Genomic DNA, 20,230 nt, shown 5'->3' with positions numbered 1-20,230 from the left:
CTCAACCATATACTTGACTGTTTTAGTCGGGTATGTGACCATGTGCCCATATTGATTTGTTCGCAAGACGGTAAGGCATATGAGACTGACCTCAAAAGGACGTTACGCTGTGACAGCCATGCTAGACGTGGCGTTGCATGCAGAGCAGGGGCCCGTTCCCCTGGCTGATATTTCAGAGCGCCAGGGCATCTCCTTGTCCTATCTGGAACAACTGTTTGCCCGTCTGCGCAAGCATGGACTGGTGAGCAGCGTGCGCGGCCCGGGCGGCGGTTATCGCCTCGGCCTGGCCCCTGGCGAGATCTCGGTGGGTCAGGTGATCACTGCGGTCGATGAGTCGGTCGATGCGACCAAGTGTCTCGGCAAGGGTGGCTGCCATGGCGGTACCCAGTGTCTGACTCACTCCCTGTGGCGTGACTTGAGCGAGCGCATTTCCAGTTTCCTGGGGGACATCACCCTGGCGGAGCTGGTCGGCCAGGCCGATGTGCGCCGCATCGCCGGCAAGCAAGATGAACAAATGAAGACCGTGTTGTCCCTGGTTGACCGGGCAGAACGCGGTGATGTGAGCTTGAAAGTCCAACTATAAACGTGCTTTCCACGACGAGTCGCTGTGTGACTCCGTCGTAACGGAGAAAAACATGAAACTGCCTATTTACCTTGATTATTCGGCAACCTGTCCGGTGGACCCGCGTGTCGCAGAAAAAATGATGCAGTGCCTCACCATGGACGGCCTGTTTGGCAATCCTGCCTCCCGCTCTCACCGTTTCGGCTGGCAGGCCGAAGAGGCGGTGGACCTGGCCCGTAATCAAGTGGCAGAGCTGATCGGTGCAGATCCTCGTGAGATCGTCTTCACCTCCGGCGCGACCGAATCCAACAACCTGGCCATCAAGGGCATTGCCCACTTCTATGCTGGCAAGGGCAAGCACATCATCACCTCCAAGACCGAACACAAGGCGGTGCTCGACACCTGCCGTCAGCTGGAGCGTGAAGGCTACGAGGTGACCTACCTCGAGCCGATGCCGAACGGGCTGTTTACTCTGGAGCAGATCGAAGGCGCCCTGCGCGATGACACCATTCTGGTCAGCATCATGCACGTCAACAACGAGATCGGTGTGGTGCAAGATATCGCCGCCATCGGCGAGCTGTGCCGCTCCCGCAAGATCCTGCTGCACGTGGACGCGGTCCAGAGCGTGGGCAAGATCCCGGTCGACGTGGAAGCGCTGAAAGTGGATCTGCTCTCCATGTCCGCCCACAAGGTATACGGTCCTAAGGGCATAGGTGCCCTGTACGTGCGCCGCAAGCCGCGGGTCCGCCTGGAAGCCCAGATGCACGGTGGTGGTCATGAGCGCGGCATGCGTTCCGGCACCCTGGCGACCCACCAGATCGTCGGCATGGGCGAGGCCTTCCGCATCGCCAAGGAAGAGATGGCGAGCGAGAGCCAGCACATCATGGCCCTGCGTCAGCGTCTGTGGAACGGCATCAAGAATATCGAAGAAGTCTATATCAACGGCGATCTGGACCATCGTGTCCCGGGTAACCTGAACGTCAGCTTCGCCTATGTGGAAGGGGAATCCCTCATCATGGCGCTGAAGGATCTGGCTGTCTCTTCCGGTTCGGCCTGTACCTCGGCCAGCCTGGAACCTTCCTACGTGTTGCGCGCCCTGGGCCTGAACGACGAGCTGGCACACAGCTCCATCCGTTTCAGCATCGGTCGCTTCACCACAGAGGAAGAGATCGACTACGCAATCAAGCTCATCTGCGACTCCATCGGTCGTCTGCGCGAGATGTCCCCCCTGTGGGAGATGTTCAAGGACGGCGTCGATCTGAACACGGTCGAATGGGCACATCACTGATCCTTGCCAGCGTGGCAAGTGTTTGGTGAACAACGGAATTAGCAGGAGTTAGATATGGCTTACAGTGAAAAAGTAATCGACCACTACGAGAATCCCCGCAACGTCGGTGGTTTTGACAAGAACGATCCCAGCATCGCGACCGGCATGGTCGGCGCCCCGGCCTGTGGCGACGTGATGAAGCTGCAACTGAAGATCAGCGACGACGGCATCATCGAAGACGCCAAGTTCAAGACCTACGGCTGTGGCTCCGCCATCGCCTCCAGCTCCCTGGTGACCGAGTGGGTCAAGGGCAAGACCCTGGACGAAGCCGCCGGCATCAAGAATACCGACATCGCCGAAGAGCTGGCCCTGCCACCGGTGAAGATCCACTGCTCCATTCTGGCGGAGGATGCCATCAAGGCCGCCATCGCCGATTACAAGCAGAAGAAAGGTCTCTAAGGTCCGGAGAGCAGTATGGCCATTACCATGACAGATGCCGCAGCGGCACGGGTTTCCTCTTTCATAACCAACCGGGGCAAGGGCATAGGCCTGCGCCTCGGCGTTAAGACCACCGGCTGTTCTGGCCTTGCCTATGTGCTCGAGTTTGTGGATGAGCTGGCCGCTGAGGATCAGGTGTTCGAGCAGAACGGTGTCAAGATCATCGTTGATGCCAAGAGCCTGATCCATCTGGATGGCACCGAGCTGGACTTCGTCAAGGAGGGCCTCAACGAGGGCTTCCAGTTCAACAACCCGAACGCCAAGGGCGAGTGCGGTTGTGGCGAGAGCTTCAGTGTCTAATTGATGAAGCCGGCAGCCTGCTGCCGGCTTTGCCGTTCAAGATGGATGTTGAGCAAGGCACTAGCCTTCGAGTCTGAGGACACAGAATGAATCATTTCGAGCTGTTCGGGCTGGCAGAGGGCTTCGAGCTCGATACCCGCCAGCTGGCAGACACCTACCGCCAGTTGCAAACCCGGTTCCACCCCGATCGTTTTGCCACCGCCCCCGAGCGGGAGCAGTTGGCCGCGGTGCAGCGTGCCGCCCAGATCAACGATGCCTTCACTACCCTCAAGTCCCCCCTGCGCCGAGCCGAATACCTGCTCTCCCTGCGCGGCACCGACATTCGAGGCGAGCAACAGACTCTGCAAGACACCTCTTTCCTGATGCAACAGCTGGAGTGGCGCGAGCGTCTGGCTGACCTGAAAGGGAATGCGAGTCCTGAGCGTGCCATCGAAGATTTTCGTCGCGAGATCAGGCATGATCACCAGTCTCTGATGCAACGGCTGACCGACGCCCTCACCGCGGGTGAAGATCTGACGGCGGCCGATTGCGTGCGCAAACTCAAGTTTGTCGACAAGCTCCTCGAGGAGCTGGAACGATTCGAAGACTCGCTGTTCGAGTCTTGACCCTCTAACGCTGGAATTGTGATTACCCATGGCATTACTGCAAATCGCCGAGCCCGGCCAGAGCGCCGCGCCTCATCAGCACAAACGTGCCGTTGGCATCGATCTCGGCACCACCAACTCCCTGGTCGCCGCCGTCCGCAGCGGCCAGGCCGACACCCTCTGTGACGAGCAAGGGCGCGATCTGCTGCCCTCTGTGGTGCACTATCAAGCTGCCGGGAGCCAGGCCGACGCCATCCGGGTGGGCTTTGACGCCAAGCGCGAAGCCGCCCTCGATCCCCACAACACCATAGTCTCGGTCAAACGGATGATGGGCAAGGCGCTGGCCGACATGGATACCCGTCAGCAGCCTTACGAGTTCGTGGCCGCCGGCAACGGCATGCCCCAGATCCAGACCCGCCAGGGGCTGGTCAATCCGGTGCAGGTCTCGGCCGAGATCCTGAAAAAACTGGCCGAGCGCGGCGCAGCCTCCCTCGGCGGCGACCTCGATGGCGTGGTCATCACTGTGCCCGCCTATTTCGACGACGCCCAGCGCCAGGGCACCAAGGATGCGGCTCGTCTGGCCGGCCTGCACGTGCTGCGCCTGCTCAACGAGCCCACTGCCGCCGCCATCGCCTACGGCCTCGACTCCGGTCAGGAAGGGGTAATTGCCGTCTATGACCTCGGTGGCGGCACCTTCGACATCTCCATCCTGCGTCTGCATCGCGGTGTGTTCGAGGTGATGGCCACCGGCGGCGACTCGGCGCTGGGGGGCGATGACTTCGATCACCTGCTGGCGGACTGGATCAAGGCGCAAGCCGGCCTGAGCGGCCAGCTCGATGCCCGCACCCAGCGCGAGCTGCTGGACGTGGCGGCGGCGGTCAAGCACGGCCTGACCGATGCCGACCGCGTTTCCTGCACCTTTGCCGGTTGGCAGGGGGAGGTGAGCCGCAGCCAGTTCGACGAGCTCATCATGCCGCTGGTCAAGCGCACCCTGCTGGCCTGCCGCCGCGCCCTGCGCGATGCGGGGCTCGAGCAGGTGGAAGTGCTGGAAGTGGTGATGGTAGGGGGCTCCACCCGGGTGCCGCTGGTGCGCGAGCAGGTGGGGGAGTTCTTCCAGCGTACGCCCCTGACCAGCATAGATCCGGACAAGGTGGTCGCCATCGGCGCCGCCATCCAGGCCGACATTCTGGTGGGCAACAAGCCCGATGCCGAGATGCTGCTGCTGGACGTGATCCCGCTCTCTCTGGGTCTTGAAACCATGGGAGGGCTCGCCGAGAAGGTGATACCGCGCAACACCACCATACCGGTGGCCCGCGCCCAGGAGTTCACCACCTTCAAGGATGGCCAGACTGCCATGGCCATCCACGTGGTGCAGGGAGAGCGCGAGCTGGTGGCGGATTGCCGCTCCCTGGCCCGCTTCACCCTGACCGGCATTCCGCCCATGGCGGCCGGCGCCGCCCACATTCGCGTCACCTTCCAGGTGGATGCGGACGGGCTGCTGTCGGTCAGCGCCATGGAGAAATCCTCCGGCGTGCAGGCGGAGATCCAGGTCAAGCCCTCCTATGGCTTGGCGGAAGAGGACATCCTCAGCATGCTGAGCGCCTCCATCGCCAATGCCCAGCAGGACATGGATGCCCGCATGCTGGCGGAGCAGCAGGTCGAAGCCGATCGGGTGGTGGAGAGCCTCAATGCGGCGCTGGCCGCCGATGGCGAGGCGCTGTTGAGCGCGGCCGAACGTGCCGAGATCGATACCGCGATCCATCATCTGCTGGCCATGCGTGCCACAGGCACAACCAACCAAATCAAAGATGCCATCGAGGCGGCGGATGCCGTCAGTGGCGAGTTTGCGGCCCGTCGCATGGATGCCTCCATTCGCAAGGTGCTGACCGGCCAAAACGTCAACAAGGTGTAATATGCCAAAACTGATCATTCTGCCTCACCCCGAACTCTGTCCGGATGGCGCAGCCCTCGAGGGCGCGACCGGTGAGACCATACTGGACATCGCCCTGCGCAACGGCATCGAGATCGAGCATGCCTGCGAGAAGTCCTGTGCCTGTACCACCTGCCACTGCGTGGTGCGGGAGGGCTTTGACTCCCTCGAGCCGAGCGATGAGCTGGAAGATGACATGCTGGACAAGGCATGGGGGCTGGAGCCGGAATCCCGCCTGAGCTGCCAGGCCCGTCTGGCGGACGAGGATCTAGTGGTGGAACTGCCCAAGTACACCATCAACCTCGCCTCCGAGCGTCATTGATTGGCCCGCTAATTACACATGAGTGAATTGCGCGTGCAGCATCCCATGGTGCAGTGATGATATGGTGAAGGCCGTACCCCTCGGGGGAACGGCCTTTTTTGTCTCCGTTACCCCGCGTTGTTAATGAATCGTGCCAAGAAAAAAGGAAGCAAGAGAAGATGGCTGACATGATGAAGGTACTGTTATCCGCCCAGGCCGCTGCCGCCGTCTGGGGTGAAGGCGCCCTGCTCAGTTTCAGCGGTGAGGAGACCCTGATCCACCTGGGCGCCACCGCCCAGCAGCAGGATGCCTTGCGAACCATTCAGCGGGCAGCCCGCCGACTCGAATCGAGTGGCATCAAGCGGGTGAGCCTGGCCGGTGAGGGTTGGGATCTGGAGCGTCGTTACGCCTTCGCCCAGGGCTTCTATGCCGCCAAGGGGCAGCGTGAACTGGACTTCGGCGAGCAGAGCGCGGCGCAGGCCCGCGAGCTGGAGGCGCTCGTCAAGGCGACCCGCTGGGTGCGCGAGGTGACCAACGGTTGCCCGGAAGAGATCTACCCCATGAGCCTGGCGGAGTCCGCCCTGCTGCTGATCCGCGGCCTGGGTGGCGATCAGGTCACCGCCCGCATCACCGCAGGAGAAGCCCTGCGGGAGGCCGGTCATATCGGGATCTGGTCGGTGGGCCGCGGCAGCGAGCGCGAGCCCGTGCTGCTGGAGCTGGACTACAACCCGACCGGGGATCGCAACGCCCCCGTGGTGGCGGCCCTGGTGGGCAAGGGCATCACCTTCGACTCCGGCGGCTACTCCATGAAGTCCTCTGACAACATGCTGCCGATGAAGTCCGACATGGGCGGTGCCGCCATGGTGACCGGCGCCCTGGCGCTCGCCATCAGCCGTGGCCTCGACAAGCGGGTGAAGCTCATTCTCTGCTGCGCCGAGAACCTGGTCTCCGGCCACGCCTTCAAGCTCGGCGACATCCTCACCTACAAGAACGGCATCTCGGTGGAGATCCAGAACACTGACGCAGAAGGGCGTCTGGTGCTGGCCGACGGCCTGCTGGCGGCCTCCGACAGCGGCGCGGCCCACATTCTCGATGCCGCCACCCTGACCGGCGCCGCCAAGACGGCGCTGGGCCGCGACTACAACGCCGTGTTTGCGCTGGATGAAGCCGAGCAGGCGCGCGCCCTGGCCGCCGCTAAAGCCGAGAACGAGAAGGCCTGGCCCCTGCCGCTGGAACCCTGGCATGTGGGTCAGCTCACCTCGGCCTTCGCCGAGCTGGGCAACGTCGCCTCCGCCGAAGGCACAGCCGGTGCCACCACGGCGGCCGCGTTTTTGTCGCGCTTCGTGCGTGACGAGGGCAAGGGCTGGGTGCACCTGGATCTCGCCGCCTCTTATCAAAAATCCGGCAACGAACTGTGGGCGACCGGCGCCAAGGGACACGGTCTGCGCACTATCGCCCGCTGGCTGCAGGAGGTGGCTGAATGAGTGTCTGGCTGAATCAAGAACTTGGTGATGGTTTGGGACACCCTGCGCAAGGGGTCACGGCCTGTGCATTATCGGTAGCTGGTTGGCTGCAGGAGGTGACTCAATGAACATCTGGCTGAGCCGTGAATTTGCTGCCCCCGAGTGGGGAGAGGGGGCACTGCTTTCCCATCGCCCCGATGGCATGGTGATCCACCTGGTGACGGCGTCACCCTTGCTGGATATCCAGCAGGCGGCCCGCCGCCTCTGTGGTCAGGGGATCCAGAAGGTCGCCCTGTGCGGTCACTGGGAGCGCGAGCAGCAGTGGGCCTTCGCCCAGGGGTTGCAGACCCCCAAGGCAGAGGTGGAGCTGCAGTGGGCGACCTCGTCCGAAGAGGACAGGGAGGAGCTGGAGGCGCGCTGGCTGTGCGGGCGCTGGGTGCGCGAGATGACCAATGCGACCCCGGAGCTGCTGGGCCCGCTGGAGCTGGCGGTGGAGGCGGCGGCCTTCATCACCGAGCTGGCGCCGGACAGGATCAGCCATCGCATCCTCAAGGGGGAGGCGCTGCAACAGGCGGGTTGGGTCGGTCTCTATCAGGTTGGCCGCGGCAGCGATCGCGAGCCCGTGATGCTGGAGCTGGACTATAACCCCACCGGGGATCGCAATGCCCCCGTGGTGGCGGCCCTGGTGGGCAAGGGGATCACCTTCGACTCCGGCGGCTACTCCATGAAAACCTCACAGGGCATGCTCACCATGAAGCATGACATGGGGGGGGCGGCCATTGTCACCGGCGCCCTGGCGCTGGCCATACTGCGCGGCCTCGACAAGCGGGTGAAGCTCATCCTCTGCTGCGCAGAGAACCTGGTCTCCGGCCATGCCTACAAGCTGGGTGACATCCTCACCTACAAGAACGGCACCACGGTCGAAATCGTCAACACAGACGCAGAGGGGCGCCTGGTGCTGGCCGACGGCCTGCAGCTCGCCGGTGAATCCGGCGCGCCCCTCATCATAGACGCTGCCACCCTGACGGGGGCCGCGGTGATGGCGCTGGGGGGACGCTACAACGCCCTGTTTGGTCTGGACAAGGGGCTGGTGAGCCGCGCCATGGCCTACTCGGATGCGGAGCAGGAGCCGGCCTGGCCGCTGCCGCTCGAGCCCTGGCATCGTCAGCAGTGCCCGTCCCACTATGCCGACACGGCCAACAGCCGTCCGGTGCCGGGCGGTGGCCCGGGCGGCGCCTCCAACGCGGCGGGCTTCCTCTCCCGCTTCGTCGGCAATGAAGGGCGGGGTTGGCTGCACGTGGATCTGGCCGCCTGTTTCAGCGAGAACGGTGACAACCTCTGGGCCCCCGGGGCCAACACCCTGGGGATGCGTACCATAGCCCATACCCTGCTGGCGGAGACGCGCCGAGGGGCATGACAAGGCGAAAGGGCACCTCGGGGTGCCCTTTTCAGTGGTGCTGGTTAAATGAGCAATAGACAGGGTTTTAGCGGGTTAGCGTGGCTATCGTGCACAAGCGCACATTTTTTCTCAGTGCCATGGCACAAGATGAGTCACCATGTTGTTTCAAGGAGTTTTTTGTTTAATAAAAAGTTGCTTTTTTGTGTGTTATTTCGTTTTTTGTTTACGTATAATCGCCGCCGAACATGGATTCCTACAATAAAACTCTGTAGTTAAGGAAAGAACTCAATGGCTATCGAACGTACCTTCTCTATCGTCAAGCCGGACGCGGTCAGCAAGAACCTGATCGGTGCCATCTACAGCCGCTTCGAGAGCGCCGGCCTGAAAGTGGTCGCCGCCAAGATGCTGCACCTGAGCAGCGAGCAGGCCGCCGGTTTCTACGCCGAACACCAGGGCAAGCCTTTCTATGATGGCCTGGTCGCTTTCATGACCTCGGGCCCCGTCATGGTACAGGTGCTGGAAGGGGAAGACGCCATTCGCCGTCACCGCGAAATCATGGGCGCCACCAACCCGAAGGAGGCCCTGGCCGGCACCCTGCGTTCCTGCTACGCCGAGAGCATAGATCGCAACGCCGTGCACGGCTCCGATGCCCCGGCCTCTGCCGCCCGTGAAATCGCCTACTTCTTCTCCGACGCCGAGATCTGCCCGCGCGGCTGATTTTCGTCAGAAGATCAACAAGGGAGCCTCGGCTCCCTTTTGTTTTTTGGTCATTCGGTCAATATCCCCTTATTCTCCAGGTGGAAAGGCAGACCCATTATTTGTACAATGCCGCCCCCTGACGTAGGTCAGCCGATAATTTATGAAGTGTGTGAGCTGAGGCCCTTGATGAGCGAAACAAAAACCAACCTGCTGGATCTCGATCGGGATGCCATGCGTGCCTTCTTCGTCGAGCTGGGCGAGAAGCCGTTCCGGGCAGATCAGATAATGAAGTGGATCTACCACTCCGGTTGTGATGACTTCGATCAGATGAGCAACGTCAACAAGGCGTTGCGTGAGCGTCTCAAGGCCATTGCCGAGATCCGCGCCCCCGAGGTGAGCCGCGAGCAACGCTCTGCGGATGGCACCATCAAGTGGGCCTTGCAGGTCGGGGATCAGGAAGTCGAGACCGTCTACATCCCGGAGGCGGATCGTGCGACCCTCTGTGTCTCCTCCCAGGTCGGCTGCGCCTTGGCGTGCACCTTCTGCTCCACCGCCCAGCAAGGTTTCAACCGCAACCTGAAGGTTTCCGAGATCATCGGCCAGGTCTGGCGCGCCGCCAAGATAGTCGGTGGCAAGCGCCCCATCACCAACGTGGTGATGATGGGCATGGGCGAGCCGTTGCTGAACCTCGCCAACGTGGTACCGGCCATGAGCCTGATGATGGATGACTTTGGTTTTGGCATCTCCAAGCGCCGCGTCACCCTCTCCACCTCAGGTGTGGTACCGGCACTGGACATGTTGGGGGACCAGATCGACGTGGCCCTGGCTATCTCCCTGCATGCGCCGAACGACAAGTTGCGTTCCGAGATCATGCCGATCAACGACAAGTACAACATCGAGGCCTTCCTGGCGGGGGTGCGCCGTTATCTGGCCAAATCCAACGCCAATGGCGGCCGGGTGACGGTGGAGTATGTGCTGCTCGATCATATTAATGACGACATGCAGCATGCCCACGAGCTGGCGCAGGTCCTCAAAGAGACCCCTTGTAAGATCAACCTGATCCCCTTCAACCCCTTCCCGGGCAACCCATTCGGCAAGCCGAGCAACAGCCGTATCGACCGTTTCTCCAAGGTGCTGATGGAATACGGCCTGACCGTCATCGTCCGCAAGACCCGCGGGGATGACATAGACGCCGCCTGTGGCCAGCTGGTGGGGGAGGTGATCGACCGCACCAAGCGCACCATGAAAAATCGGATGCAACAGGATGGGATTTCCGTCAAAATGGTTTAACTCGCTAAGCCATTGTATAGACAGGAAATGGATATCCGTACATTGATCGTAGTGGCAGCGCTCTGCGCGCTGCCTGGCTGTGTCACCGAGACCACTTACGCTGGCCAGAATTCGACCCAGCGTGAAGTGGGTCCCGACTTCAAGGCGGCTGCCCAGACCCGTCTCGATCTGGGTATTCAATACCTGCGTCAGGGCAATGCCGAACAGGCCAAATTCAACCTTGACCGGGCCCTCCAGTACGATCCCAGCAACCCTCAGGTCTATATCGGCTTCGCCTATTTCTACCAGCAGGTATCCGATTTCAAGGCGGCCGAGGAGAACTACAAGAAGGCGCTGGCCATGGATCCGACCAATGCTGACGCGATGAACAACTACGGTGCCTTCCTGTGCAACCGTGGGCGTTTCGAGGAGGCAGAGAAGGCATTCCTGCAGGCGGTCAGCCAGCCAGATTACGTCAAGATCGCCGATACCTACGAGAATGCGGCGCTCTGCTCGGTGCAAAATAACAGAAATGACAAGGCCAACGAGTACTATCGTCTGGCCTTGGGGTATAATCCCCGCAATCCAAGGTTATTGCTGGACATGGCCGAGCTTTCCATGAAAGATGGCAAGCTGCCTGATGTGCAGTCTTACCTCGTGCGTTTTGCCGAAGTGGCAGACGAAAACGAGGAGAGCCTCTGGCTCCGGCTGCGGCTGGCCCAGGCCATGGACAAACCGGCATTACTTCACCAATTCGGGACTGAGCTGGTAAGGCAATATCCCACTTCGCAACAAGCCAAGCGTTACTTAGCCAATGACTACTGAACAGCCACACGATTTTCAAGACGACTCCCAGGCAGTGGGCCCAGGCCAGCTGCTGCGCAACGCCCGTGAACAGCTTGGCTGGACGCGAGAGCAGGTTGCGTCCCGCATTCACCTTCGTCTGACCCTGATCGCCGCCATCGAGGCGGATACCTACGACAAGCATACGTCCCACACCTTCATTCGCGGCTATCTGCGCGCCTATGCCAAGCTGGTCGGCATTCCCGAGGAGACCATACTCGCGGCCTACGACAAGCTGGGACTGACGCCACCCGATAACATCGACATGCAGAGCTTCTCCCGTCGCTCCCGCCAGCAAGCCAACGACAGTCGGCTCAAGGTGGTGACCTGGCTGGTGATCCTGGTGCTGATCGCGCTCTCCATCGCCTGGTGGTGGCAGAGCACGGCACGTCGTTCCGCCGGGGATGAAGCCCTGGCGGCGAGCGAGATGGGCACGGATCAGACGATGTCTGTCGCCAGCGTGACGCCCGCTGTGGACGTGGCCGACCCCGTATTGCCCGTGGCCTCCGACGCCGTGGCGACGGAAGTTGTGGTAAGTGACGCCGCCGCCACTGTGCCGGCCGTCGTTGCCGCGACCAGTGCCGCCCTGTCTACCGAGGCCTCGGCTGCTGAGGCGACCCTGGCACCGGCAGAGCCGGCCGCCACCGAACCTGGCAAGGCGCCCCAGCTCAAGATGAGCTTCACCGCCGACTGCTGGCTGGATGTCAAGGATGCCAACGGCAAGACCCTGTTCAGCGGTCTGAAGAAGGCGAACGACGAGCTTGTGCTGGAAGGACCCGAGCCACTCAGATTCATCGTTGGCGCGCCCATGGCGGTCAATCTCGAATACCAGGGCAAGTCCTTCGACATGAGCCGTTACAACAACGGCCGGACTGCTCGCTTCTCACTGCCGCAGGAGTAATCTGTCCGCCATGTCCGCTCACGAATCCCCCATTATTCGTCGTCAATCCAGGCAGATCATGGTCGGCAATGTGCCGGTTGGGGGCAATGCCCCCATCACGGTGCAAACCATGACCAACACCAAGACCACGGATGTCGCCGCCACCGTCGAGCAGATCCAGCGGATCGAGCGGGTCGGTGCTGACATAGTCCGGGTCTCTGTACCCACCATGGAAGCGGCGGAAGCCTTCAAGCTCATCAAGCAGCAGACCCGCATTCCCATCGTCGCCGACATCCACTTCGACTACCGCATCGCCCTGAAAGTGGCCGAATACGGTGCCGACTGCCTGCGCATCAACCCGGGCAACATAGGCAACGAAGAGCGGGTGCGCGCCGTGGTCGACTGTGCCCGTCATTACAACATTCCGATCCGCATCGGCGTCAACGGTGGCTCCCTGGAGCGTGACATCCAGGAGAAGTATGGCGAGCCGACCCCGGAAGCCCTGCTCGAGTCGGCCATGCGCCACGTGGATTACCTGGATCGCCTCAACTTCGAGAACTTTAAGGTCAGCGTCAAGGCCTCCGACGTCTTCCTGGCGGTCGGTGCCTATCGCCTGCTGGCCAAGCAGATCGACCAGCCGCTGCACCTGGGGATCACCGAGGCGGGCGGCTTCCGTGCCGGCGCGGTGAAATCCGCCATCGGACTCGGCATGCTGCTGGCCGATGGCATAGGCGACACCATCCGCATCTCCCTGGCCGCCGATCCGGTGGAAGAGGTGAAGGTGGGCTTCGATATTCTCAAGTCCCTGCGCATTCGCTCCCGCGGCATCAACTTCATCGCCTGTCCCTCCTGCTCCCGTCAGGAGTTCGATGTGATAGGGACGGTGAACGCTCTGGAAGAGCGGCTCGAGGACATCATCACCCCGATGGATGTCTCCATCATCGGCTGCGTGGTGAACGGCCCGGGCGAGGCCCTGGTCTCGGATCTGGGGCTGGCGGGCGCCGCCAACAAGAGTGCTTTCTACGAAGGGGGCCAGCGGGTCGACCGGCTCGACAACAAGGATCTCATCCCGACCCTGGAGCGCCGTATCCGCGCCCGGGCGGCCATGCTGGATCCGGCCAACCAGATCCAGGTGGACAAAGGTTGAACCATTGAGGGGCCACCTGGGGTGGCCCCGGCTTTAGGTTGTTGATTTTAAATCCCGCATCCGGGCACCCTGATTTTACCTCGGGGCCGAAAATCCCTATAATGCGGCCAAATTTTACCTCTTTTTCTCGAGTATCAACGTGGCAAAACAGATCCAAGCTATTCGCGGTATGAATGATTGCCTGCCGGAGCAGAGCCCGGTATGGCAGAAAGTGGAACAGATCCTGCGCCAGGTCGTCGCCAGCTACGGCTACAGCGAAGTGCGCATGCCCATCGTCGAGCAGACCCATCTGTTCAAGCGCGCTATCGGTGAAGTGACCGACGTGGTCGAAAAAGAGATGTACACCTTTGAAGACCGCAACGGTGACAGCCTGAGCCTGCGTCCGGAAGGGACCGCCAGCTGCGTCCGTGCAGGCATCGAGCACGGCCTGCTCTACAACCAGGAACGCCGGATGTGGTACATGGGCCCCATGTTCCGTCACGAGCGTCCCCAGAAGGGCCGTTATCGCCAGTTCCACCAGTTCGGGGTCGAGCTGTTTGGCATCAACGGGCCTGACATCGACGCCGAGCTCATCATGCTGACCCACCGCCTGTGGCGTCTGTTCGGCATCAGCGATCACGTCACCCTGCAGCTTAACACGCTCGGTCAGAGCGACGAGCGCGCCGCTTACCGCGATGCCCTGGTGGCCTACCTGGAGCAGTACAAGAGCGAGCTGGACGAAGAGAGCCAGCGCCGCATGTACAGCAACCCGCTGCGGGTGCTCGACTCCAAGGACGAGAAGGTACAGGCCATTCTGGTGGGTGCCCCCCGTCTGTTCGATCACCTGGGTGAAGAGAGCCTGGCCCACTTCGAGGGGCTCAAGCGCCTGCTCGAGTCTGCCGGCATCCAATACGAGGTGAACGAGCGTCTGGTGCGCGGCCTCGACTACTACAACCTCACCGTGTTCGAGTGGGTGACGAGCAGCCTGGGCGCCCAGGGCACAGTCCTGGCCGGAGGCCGTTACGACGGCCTGGTGGAGCAACTCGGCGGTCAGGCGACCCCGGCCGTGGGCTTTGCCATGGGCATGGAGCGTCTGGTGCTGATGCTCGAAACCCTCGAGCTCAACGCCGACATCCGCCCGGCGGTGGATGTCTATCTGGCCATGGTGGGCGAGGGCACCGAGCAGGCTGGCTTCCAGCTTGCCGAGCGCCTGCGCGATGCACTGCCGGACTTGCGCCTGATGAGCCACTGCGGTGGCGGCAACTTCAAGAAACAACTCAAGCGTGCCGACAAGAGCGGCGCGGCCATTGCCCTGATCCTCGGCGAGACCGAGGTGCAAAGCGGGGAGATCACCATCAAATATCTGCGTGGCCAGGCCGAGCAACAGACCGTCTCGGTCGATGCCGCCATCGCCCTGCTGGCAGCTAAAGGAGAGTAAGCTGTGGAAGTGTATACCACTGAAGAACAACAGGTTGAGGTCATCAAGAGCTGGTGGAAAGAGAACGGCACCTCGGTACTCGCCGGGACTGTGATCGGTCTGGTCGGCCTCTTTGGCTGGCGTTACTACAACGAGCTGCAGCAGACCAACCAGGAAGCCGCCTCCCAGGCTTATAACGCCATGACAGCCCAGCTCGCCAAGGGTGACGATGCCGCCCTTGAGCAGGCCAAGAGCTTCATCAGCGCCCATCAGGGCGACGCCTATGCGGAGCTGGCTGCCCTGCAACTGGCCGCGGCTGCGGTCAAGGCGGGCAAGCTGGATCTGGCCGCCGAGCAGCTGACCCAGGTGGCCGCGAACGGCGACGAGAGCATCAAGCCCATCGCCGCCCTGCGCCTGGCACGGGTGCTCAAGGATCAGGGCAAGGCCGACGCGGCCCTGGCCCAGCTTGGCAAGATCAACAACGACGCCTTCAAGGCTCAGGTGGCGGAAGTGCGTGGTGACGTGCTGCTGGGGCAGGGCAAGCCCGAAGAGGCGCGCGATGCCTATCAGGTGGCGGCCGATGCCGGTGGCCTGCAGAGCAGCGCCGAACTCAAGCTGAAGATGGACGATCTGGCGCTGCCAGCGGTCACTGCGGGTGAGGCTCCGGATGCGTAATCTGTACAAGAAAATGGCGCTGGGGGTGGCAGTCTCCCTGGCCCTGCAGGGTTGCTCCCTGTTCAGTTCAGAGGAAGATTTGACCCCGATGGCGCCTCTGCCCGTGGTGGAGTCCGCCTTCAGTGCCGATACCCAGTGGTCCTCCTCCGTCGGGGATGGCATAGGTGATTTCTACTCCCAGCTGCAACCCGTGGTGGAAGAGGATCACATCTATGCCGCCGCCCGTGATGGGGATGTGACCGCCTTCGATCGCAACAGTGGCGAGACCCTGTGGAGCGTGGATCTGGCAGACCTGCCCATCAACGCCGACAAGCGCAGCGCCCGTCTCTCCGGCGGTCTGGTCTCCCGCTATGGCAAGCTGTTCCTCGGCTCCGAGAACGGGGTGGTCTACGCCCTGAACGAAGCGAACGGGGAAGTGCTGTGGCAGACCACTGTGCCCGGTGAAGTGGTGGCGAGCCCCGCCGTCGAGGATGGTCGCGTGGTGGTGCTGACCACCTCGGGCCGTCTGATGGCGCTCGATACCGATGAGGGCAAGCTGCAGTGGACCCTGTCCGAAGAGCAGCCGCCCCTGACCCTGCGCAGCGCCAGCACCCCTGTCATCACCAACGGCGCCGTGCTCTATGGCCGTGCCGATGGCAAGGTGGGCATAGCCCTGCTGAGCAACGGCCAGCCGGTGCGCCAGTCCAAGGTGGCCGACCCGCGCGGTGCCACCGAGCTGGATCGCATGGTCGATGTGGACGCCCGTCCGCTGATTGCCGGTGATGAGCTCTATGCCATCGCCTACAATGGCCAGCTGATGGCCCGCAAGCTGATGACAGGTGACGAGGTGTGGAAGCGCAAGTATTCCGGCTACCGCGACATGGCGGTTACCGGCAATGCCATAGTGCTGACCGACAGCCGCAGTCATCTGTTTGCGGTGGATCGTCGCAATGGTCTTGAGCTGTGGTCCAACACCCAGCTGGAAAACCGCACCGTGACCGCTCCCGTCGTCCTGGGTGACTACGTGGTGGTCGGCGATGTGGAAGGTTACCTGTATTGGCTGGATCGGACCGACGGGTCCATTAAGGCCATGCAGCAGCTCGACAGCAGTGGTCTCTATGCCGCGCCCCTGGTGGACGGTGACACCCTGTATGTGCAGAGCCGTGGCGGCAAGTTGTACGCTATCAAGCGTCCCTGATCGCCCGTCAATCTGAATATCCGGCTCCTGGTCTTCGGACCCGGAGCCTTTGTCGTCTTGAGAATGAGGCTTTTATGACTCCTGTAGTAGCCCTGGTGGGCCGCCCCAACGTGGGGAAATCCACCCTGTTTAACCGCCTGACCCGTACCCGGGATGCCCTGGTTGCCGATTTCCCCGGCCTGACCCGGGACCGCAAATACGGCCAGGCGAAGTTGGGCGAGCTGGAATTTATCGTGGTCGATACCGGCGGTATCGATGGCACCGAGGAGGGGATCGAGCTGAAGATGGCCGAGCAGTCCCTGCTGGCCATCGAGGAAGCGGATGTGGTGCTCTTCATGGTGGATGCCCGTGCCGGTTTGACCGCCGCGGATCAGGCCATCGCCGAGCACCTGCGCAAGACCCACAAGAAGGTGTTCCTGGTCGCCAACAAGACCGACGGCATCGACGGTGACTCCGCGGTCTCCGAGTTCTACGGTCTGGCGCTGGGGGAGGTCTACCAGATCGCCGCCGCCCACGGTCGTGGGGTGCTGAGCCTGCTGGAGCTGGCGCTGGCCCCCCACCTTGAGACCCTGGTCGAGGCCGCCGCCGAAGAAGAGGCGCAGGAAGAGGAGGACTTCGACGAAGAAGCCCTGCTGCGCATGGTGGCCGCCGGTGATCTCGATACCCGGGAAGACACCAAGGAGACCCCGTTCGCCGACTTGCCCATCAAGTTCGCCATCGTCGGTCGCCCCAACGTCGGCAAGTCCACCCTGACCAACCGCATGCTGGGTGAAGACCGCGTCATCGTCTATGACATGCCGGGCACCACCCGCGACTCCGTCTACATCCCCATGGAGCGTGACGAGCAGAAGTACGTGGTCATCGACACCGCTGGCGTGCGTCGCCGTGGCAAGGTGCACGAGACGGTGGAGAAGTTCTCCGTCATCAAGACCTTGAAAGCCATTGAGGATGCCAACGTCTGCCTGCTGGTGATAGACGCCCGCGAGACCATCACGGATCAGGACTTGAGCATCCTCGGCTTCGTGCTGAGCAGCGGCCGCTCCGTGGTGCTGGTGGTGAACAAGTGGGACGGTCTGGATCAGAAGGTGAAGGAAGACATCAAGAACGAGCTGGACAGACGCCTGGGCTTCATCGACTTCGCCCGCGTCCACTTCATCTCCGCCCTGCACGGCAGCGGCGTCGGCCATCTGTTCGAGTCCATCAACGAGGCTTACCAGTCCGCCACCCGTCGTACCAGCACCGCCATGCTGACCCGCATAATGCAGATGGCGCAGGAAGATCACCAGCCGCCCATGGTCAACGGTCGCCGCGTCAAGCTCAAGTATGCCCACGCCGGTGGCTACAACCCGCCGCGTATCGTGATCCACGGCAACCAGTTGAACGATCTGCCTGACTCCTACAAGCGGTATCTCATCAACTACTTCCGCAAGTCCCTGAAGATCATGGGTACCCCGATCCGGGTCGAGTTCCAGGAGTCGGTCAACCCCTTCGAGGGCAAGAAGAACACCCTGACCCTGAGCCAGGAGCGGCAACGGGATCGCCTGCTCAAGGCGAAGAACAAGAGCAAGAAATAAGCCCTGACGGCTGCCCTGGTGGCAGCCGTTTTTCTATCTGTCGAACGAGGGATGAGCCCAGGCTTCTGCCCTTGAGAGGAGATGACCATGAGTCTCTTGACATGCCCGGCCTGCCAGGCCGAGCTGGACAGCCGCAGCCCCGAGGTGAGCTGTGGCCAGTGTCATGCCCGCTATCGGATCCGGGCCCTGTGCCCGACCTGTCAGCAGAGCCTGGAGCGGCTTCGGGCCTGCGGCGCCGTGGATTACTTCTGCAACCACTGCAACAGCCTGGTCTCCAAGCGTGCCGTGCGGTTCGAGGCGATCCCGGCCGAGGCGAGCTGATGGAATAAAAAAACCCGGCCTTGGCCGGGTTTATGCTGTTGTGTGCTCCGCAATCAGCAAGGTATAGGAGCGGTTTCGGTGCCATATCTTGCGTTTCATGTCGGCCAGTTTCAGCTTGCGTCTGGGGCTCCAGGCGCATCTGGTCTTTCTGGTCAACGTGGCTCTTCTGCGTGTTCGCATCTGGTTTTCCTCCCTGGTCATCCCGGCGACGCTGACGGCCCCTGAGATGGGCGGCCATCGGTATCGCAAGTTGATGAATGTATTGCGATAAGCCTCTCTCAGACAGGCTCTGGTCTGGGGCAATGGTAACAGAGAATTCCCCCAGGCGACACACCCCGCAGGGCTCAGGGGGTGATGATCTGGCTGACTACCTCGGCGATGATGGCGGGGCGCTGTGCCGGGGCTGCCGGCTCGCTGCCGTCGTCTTCGTCCAGGGCCTCGCGGCGATGGGCCTTCTGCTGCTCGTTGTCGAGCCAGAGCAGGCTCTGGTAGTACTGGCGCACGTTGTTGACGTAGTTGCGCGCCTCGCCACCCCGGGCATATCCATAGCGCACCTTGCGATGCCAGCGTGACTGCTGCAGCAGGGGCAACACCTCTTTCACGTCGCTCCAGGCATCGGGATTCTTGCCGAGCTGCTTGGTCAGGCGGCGGGCATCCATCATGTGGCCATAGCCGATGTTGTAGGCGGTGAGGGCAAACCACACCTTCTCGTCCGCCGGCACCGAGTCCGGCACCTTCTCCATCATCTCCTGCAAGTAGCGGGCACCCCCCTTGATGCTCTCTTCCGGGTGGGTTCGATCGTTTACCCCCATCGCCTTGGCGGTGGGCTCGGTCAGCATCATCATGCCGCGCACCCCTGTGTAGGAGCGGGCCTGGGGGTCCCAGTGGGACTCCTGATAGCTGATGGCGGCCAGCAGGCGCCAGTCTATGTCCTTGGCATGGGTCTGGAACAGCGCCTGATACTTGGGCAGCAGGCTCTTGGCCCGCTTGAGGAAGGTGCGGGTGTCGACGAAATCGAAGTTTTGCACGTGGCCGAAGTACTTCTCGTCGAGCTTGGCGATGGAGCCATCCATGAAGCGCTGGCCGAAGAAGTCGATGATGCTGGCGTAGAGGCTGTCATCGGGCAGCTTGGTCATGGCCCAGGCCACTGTCTGCTTGCTGGCCAGGGTCAGCCCCTCGGTGAGCTCGGGGTAGTAGCGCTGGGTGCGGGCCAGCACAGTATCCTGCACCACCGTGTAGTCCACCTCGCCATCGGCGACCTGCTTGAGCAGCTCTTCCACGTCGGCGTCCCGGTTGATGCGCCAGCTCAGATTGGGGTACTGGCTGGCCAGCTCCTTCATCAGATCCTCACCGGTGGAGCCGGCAGGCACCACTATGGTGCCCTTGATGTCGCCGAGATCCTTGGGCCTGGGGGAGCCGTTGCGATAGACCAGCTTGGGGGAGACCTGGTAGAAGCCGGGGCCGAAGCGAAACAGCTTGCGTCGCTCCGGGGTCACCACGATGGCGGCGGCGGCGAGATCCAGGCTCCCCTTCTGCAGCTGTTCGACCAGCTCGGCGGTGGAGTAGGCCGGAACTATGGTCAGCTTGACCCCCAACCAGTCGGCATAGTGCTGCGCCAGCTCGTAATCGAACCCCTGGGCGGTGTCGTCACGCTGGTAATAGGAAGTGGGACCATAGAGGGTGCCAACACGGATCTCGCCCCGTTGGCGGATCTGCTCCAGCTGGCTGGAGGGGGAATAGAAGTCACAGCCGGCCAGGGCCAGTGTCAGCAACATCCCGATAAACAGTCGAAAAATGCAGCGCAAGTAGGTGAGTACCCTTGTTGAAAAAATCGGCATTTGTCAAAAGAGAGGCACCTTTATACCAGAGAGTGTGGAGGGAGTCACATCGTGGGAGATGAGAAAAACGTTTGTTCGCGGTGAGCCTGATCCCTATAATACGCGCG

The 20,230-nt window shown here is 62.0% G+C and carries 20 protein-coding genes; 19 read left to right on the top strand and 1 reads right to left on the bottom strand.

What is annotated here, in order from left to right:
- The first annotated feature begins 79 nt into the window (after positions 1 to 79).
- The 19 genes from iscR (at position 80) to OC537_RS07745 (ending at position 18,285) form a co-directional block, all read left to right on the top strand.
- Entirely contained in the window at positions 80 to 583 is a 504-nt protein-coding gene (gene iscR / locus OC537_RS07835; RefSeq protein WP_025327241.1) for a Fe-S cluster assembly transcriptional regulator IscR, read from the top strand.
- A 52-nt stretch (positions 584 to 635) separates the two neighbouring features.
- Entirely contained in the window at positions 636 to 1,850 is a 1,215-nt protein-coding gene (locus OC537_RS07830) for an IscS subfamily cysteine desulfurase (RefSeq protein ID WP_106886576.1), read from the top strand.
- A 54-nt stretch (positions 1,851 to 1,904) separates the two neighbouring features.
- Positions 1,905 to 2,288: a Fe-S cluster assembly scaffold IscU gene (iscU, locus tag OC537_RS07825; RefSeq protein WP_005299770.1), complete on the top strand. Its 384-nt coding sequence runs from the start codon at positions 1,905 to 1,907 to the stop codon at positions 2,286 to 2,288.
- 15 nt (positions 2,289 to 2,303) lie between these two features.
- A complete protein-coding gene (gene iscA / locus OC537_RS07820; RefSeq protein WP_005324290.1) occupies positions 2,304 to 2,627 on the top strand; it encodes an iron-sulfur cluster assembly protein IscA in 324 nt (107 codons plus the stop codon).
- 86 nt (positions 2,628 to 2,713) lie between these two features.
- Entirely contained in the window at positions 2,714 to 3,232 is a 519-nt protein-coding gene (hscB, locus tag OC537_RS07815) for a co-chaperone HscB (RefSeq protein WP_025327239.1), read from the top strand.
- A 28-nt stretch (positions 3,233 to 3,260) separates the two neighbouring features.
- Positions 3,261 to 5,123, top strand: a complete 1,863-nt coding sequence (gene hscA / locus OC537_RS07810) for a Fe-S protein assembly chaperone HscA (protein WP_262110678.1) — start codon at positions 3,261 to 3,263, stop codon at positions 5,121 to 5,123.
- Between the two features lies 1 nt (position 5,124).
- Complete coding sequence (fdx, locus tag OC537_RS07805; RefSeq protein ID WP_005324284.1) at positions 5,125 to 5,463, top strand: ISC system 2Fe-2S type ferredoxin; 339 nt, start codon at positions 5,125 to 5,127, stop codon at positions 5,461 to 5,463.
- Between the two features lie 158 nt (positions 5,464 to 5,621).
- On the top strand, positions 5,622 to 6,926 hold the full coding sequence (gene pepB, locus OC537_RS07800) for an aminopeptidase PepB (RefSeq protein WP_262110674.1): 1,305 nt from the start codon (positions 5,622 to 5,624) through the stop codon (positions 6,924 to 6,926).
- A 103-nt stretch (positions 6,927 to 7,029) separates the two neighbouring features.
- Positions 7,030 to 8,322, top strand: a complete 1,293-nt coding sequence (pepB, locus tag OC537_RS07795; RefSeq protein WP_262110672.1) for an aminopeptidase PepB — start codon at positions 7,030 to 7,032, stop codon at positions 8,320 to 8,322.
- 270 nt (positions 8,323 to 8,592) lie between these two features.
- Positions 8,593 to 9,021 carry a nucleoside-diphosphate kinase gene (ndk, locus tag OC537_RS07790; RefSeq protein WP_005324280.1) on the top strand — a complete coding sequence of 143 codons (429 nt, stop codon included), beginning with the start codon at positions 8,593 to 8,595 and terminating at the stop codon, positions 9,019 to 9,021.
- A 168-nt stretch (positions 9,022 to 9,189) separates the two neighbouring features.
- Positions 9,190 to 10,293, top strand: coding sequence for a bifunctional tRNA (adenosine(37)-C2)-methyltransferase TrmG/ribosomal RNA large subunit methyltransferase RlmN (locus OC537_RS07785; protein WP_025327235.1), 1,104 nt, complete (start codon positions 9,190 to 9,192; stop codon positions 10,291 to 10,293).
- A gap of 12 nt (positions 10,294 to 10,305) precedes the next feature.
- Positions 10,306 to 11,097, top strand: a complete 792-nt coding sequence (gene tapF, locus OC537_RS07780) for a PilW family type IVa pilus biogenesis/stability lipoprotein TapF (protein ID WP_106886581.1) — start codon at positions 10,306 to 10,308, stop codon at positions 11,095 to 11,097.
- Positions 11,087 to 12,016 (top strand): RodZ domain-containing protein, encoded by a 930-nt coding sequence (locus OC537_RS07775; RefSeq protein WP_262110669.1) that lies wholly within the window; start codon positions 11,087 to 11,089, stop codon positions 12,014 to 12,016. The genes tapF and OC537_RS07775 overlap by 11 nt, the downstream gene beginning before the upstream one ends.
- Positions 12,017 to 12,026: 10 nt before the next feature.
- On the top strand, positions 12,027 to 13,142 hold the full coding sequence (ispG, locus tag OC537_RS07770; protein WP_025327232.1) for a flavodoxin-dependent (E)-4-hydroxy-3-methylbut-2-enyl-diphosphate synthase: 1,116 nt from the start codon (positions 12,027 to 12,029) through the stop codon (positions 13,140 to 13,142).
- Positions 13,143 to 13,281: 139 nt separating this feature from the next.
- On the top strand, positions 13,282 to 14,559 hold the full coding sequence (gene hisS / locus OC537_RS07765) for a histidine--tRNA ligase (protein WP_106886583.1): 1,278 nt from the start codon (positions 13,282 to 13,284) through the stop codon (positions 14,557 to 14,559).
- Positions 14,560 to 14,562: 3 nt separating this feature from the next.
- Positions 14,563 to 15,213, top strand: a complete 651-nt coding sequence (locus OC537_RS07760; RefSeq protein ID WP_262110667.1) for a YfgM family protein — start codon at positions 14,563 to 14,565, stop codon at positions 15,211 to 15,213.
- Positions 15,206 to 16,390, top strand: coding sequence for an outer membrane protein assembly factor BamB (gene bamB, locus OC537_RS07755; RefSeq protein ID WP_106886584.1), 1,185 nt, complete (start codon positions 15,206 to 15,208; stop codon positions 16,388 to 16,390). Before OC537_RS07760 ends, bamB begins: the two co-directional genes overlap by 8 nt.
- Positions 16,391 to 16,464: 74 nt before the next feature.
- Complete coding sequence (gene der / locus OC537_RS07750) at positions 16,465 to 17,964, top strand: ribosome biogenesis GTPase Der (protein ID WP_106886585.1); 1,500 nt, start codon at positions 16,465 to 16,467, stop codon at positions 17,962 to 17,964.
- 87 nt (positions 17,965 to 18,051) lie between these two features.
- Complete coding sequence (locus OC537_RS07745) at positions 18,052 to 18,285, top strand: zinc ribbon domain-containing protein (protein ID WP_106887926.1); 234 nt, start codon at positions 18,052 to 18,054, stop codon at positions 18,283 to 18,285.
- Positions 18,286 to 18,629: 344 nt separating this feature from the next.
- On the opposite strand, the gene mltF is transcribed toward OC537_RS07745, so the two are convergent.
- Positions 18,630 to 20,123 carry a membrane-bound lytic murein transglycosylase MltF gene (mltF, locus tag OC537_RS07740; protein WP_163137815.1) on the bottom strand — a complete coding sequence of 498 codons (1,494 nt, stop codon included), beginning with the start codon at positions 20,121 to 20,123 and terminating at the stop codon, positions 18,630 to 18,632.
- Between the last annotated feature and the right edge of the window lie 107 nt (positions 20,124 to 20,230).

It is taken from the genome of Aeromonas sp. Marseille-Q5825 (genome assembly GCF_946892685.1).
Classification (GTDB): domain Bacteria; phylum Pseudomonadota; class Gammaproteobacteria; order Enterobacterales; family Aeromonadaceae; genus Aeromonas; species Aeromonas rivipollensis.
The sequence above is the reverse complement of the archived record's forward strand: the minus strand, read 5'-3'. Positions and strand labels throughout refer to the sequence as shown.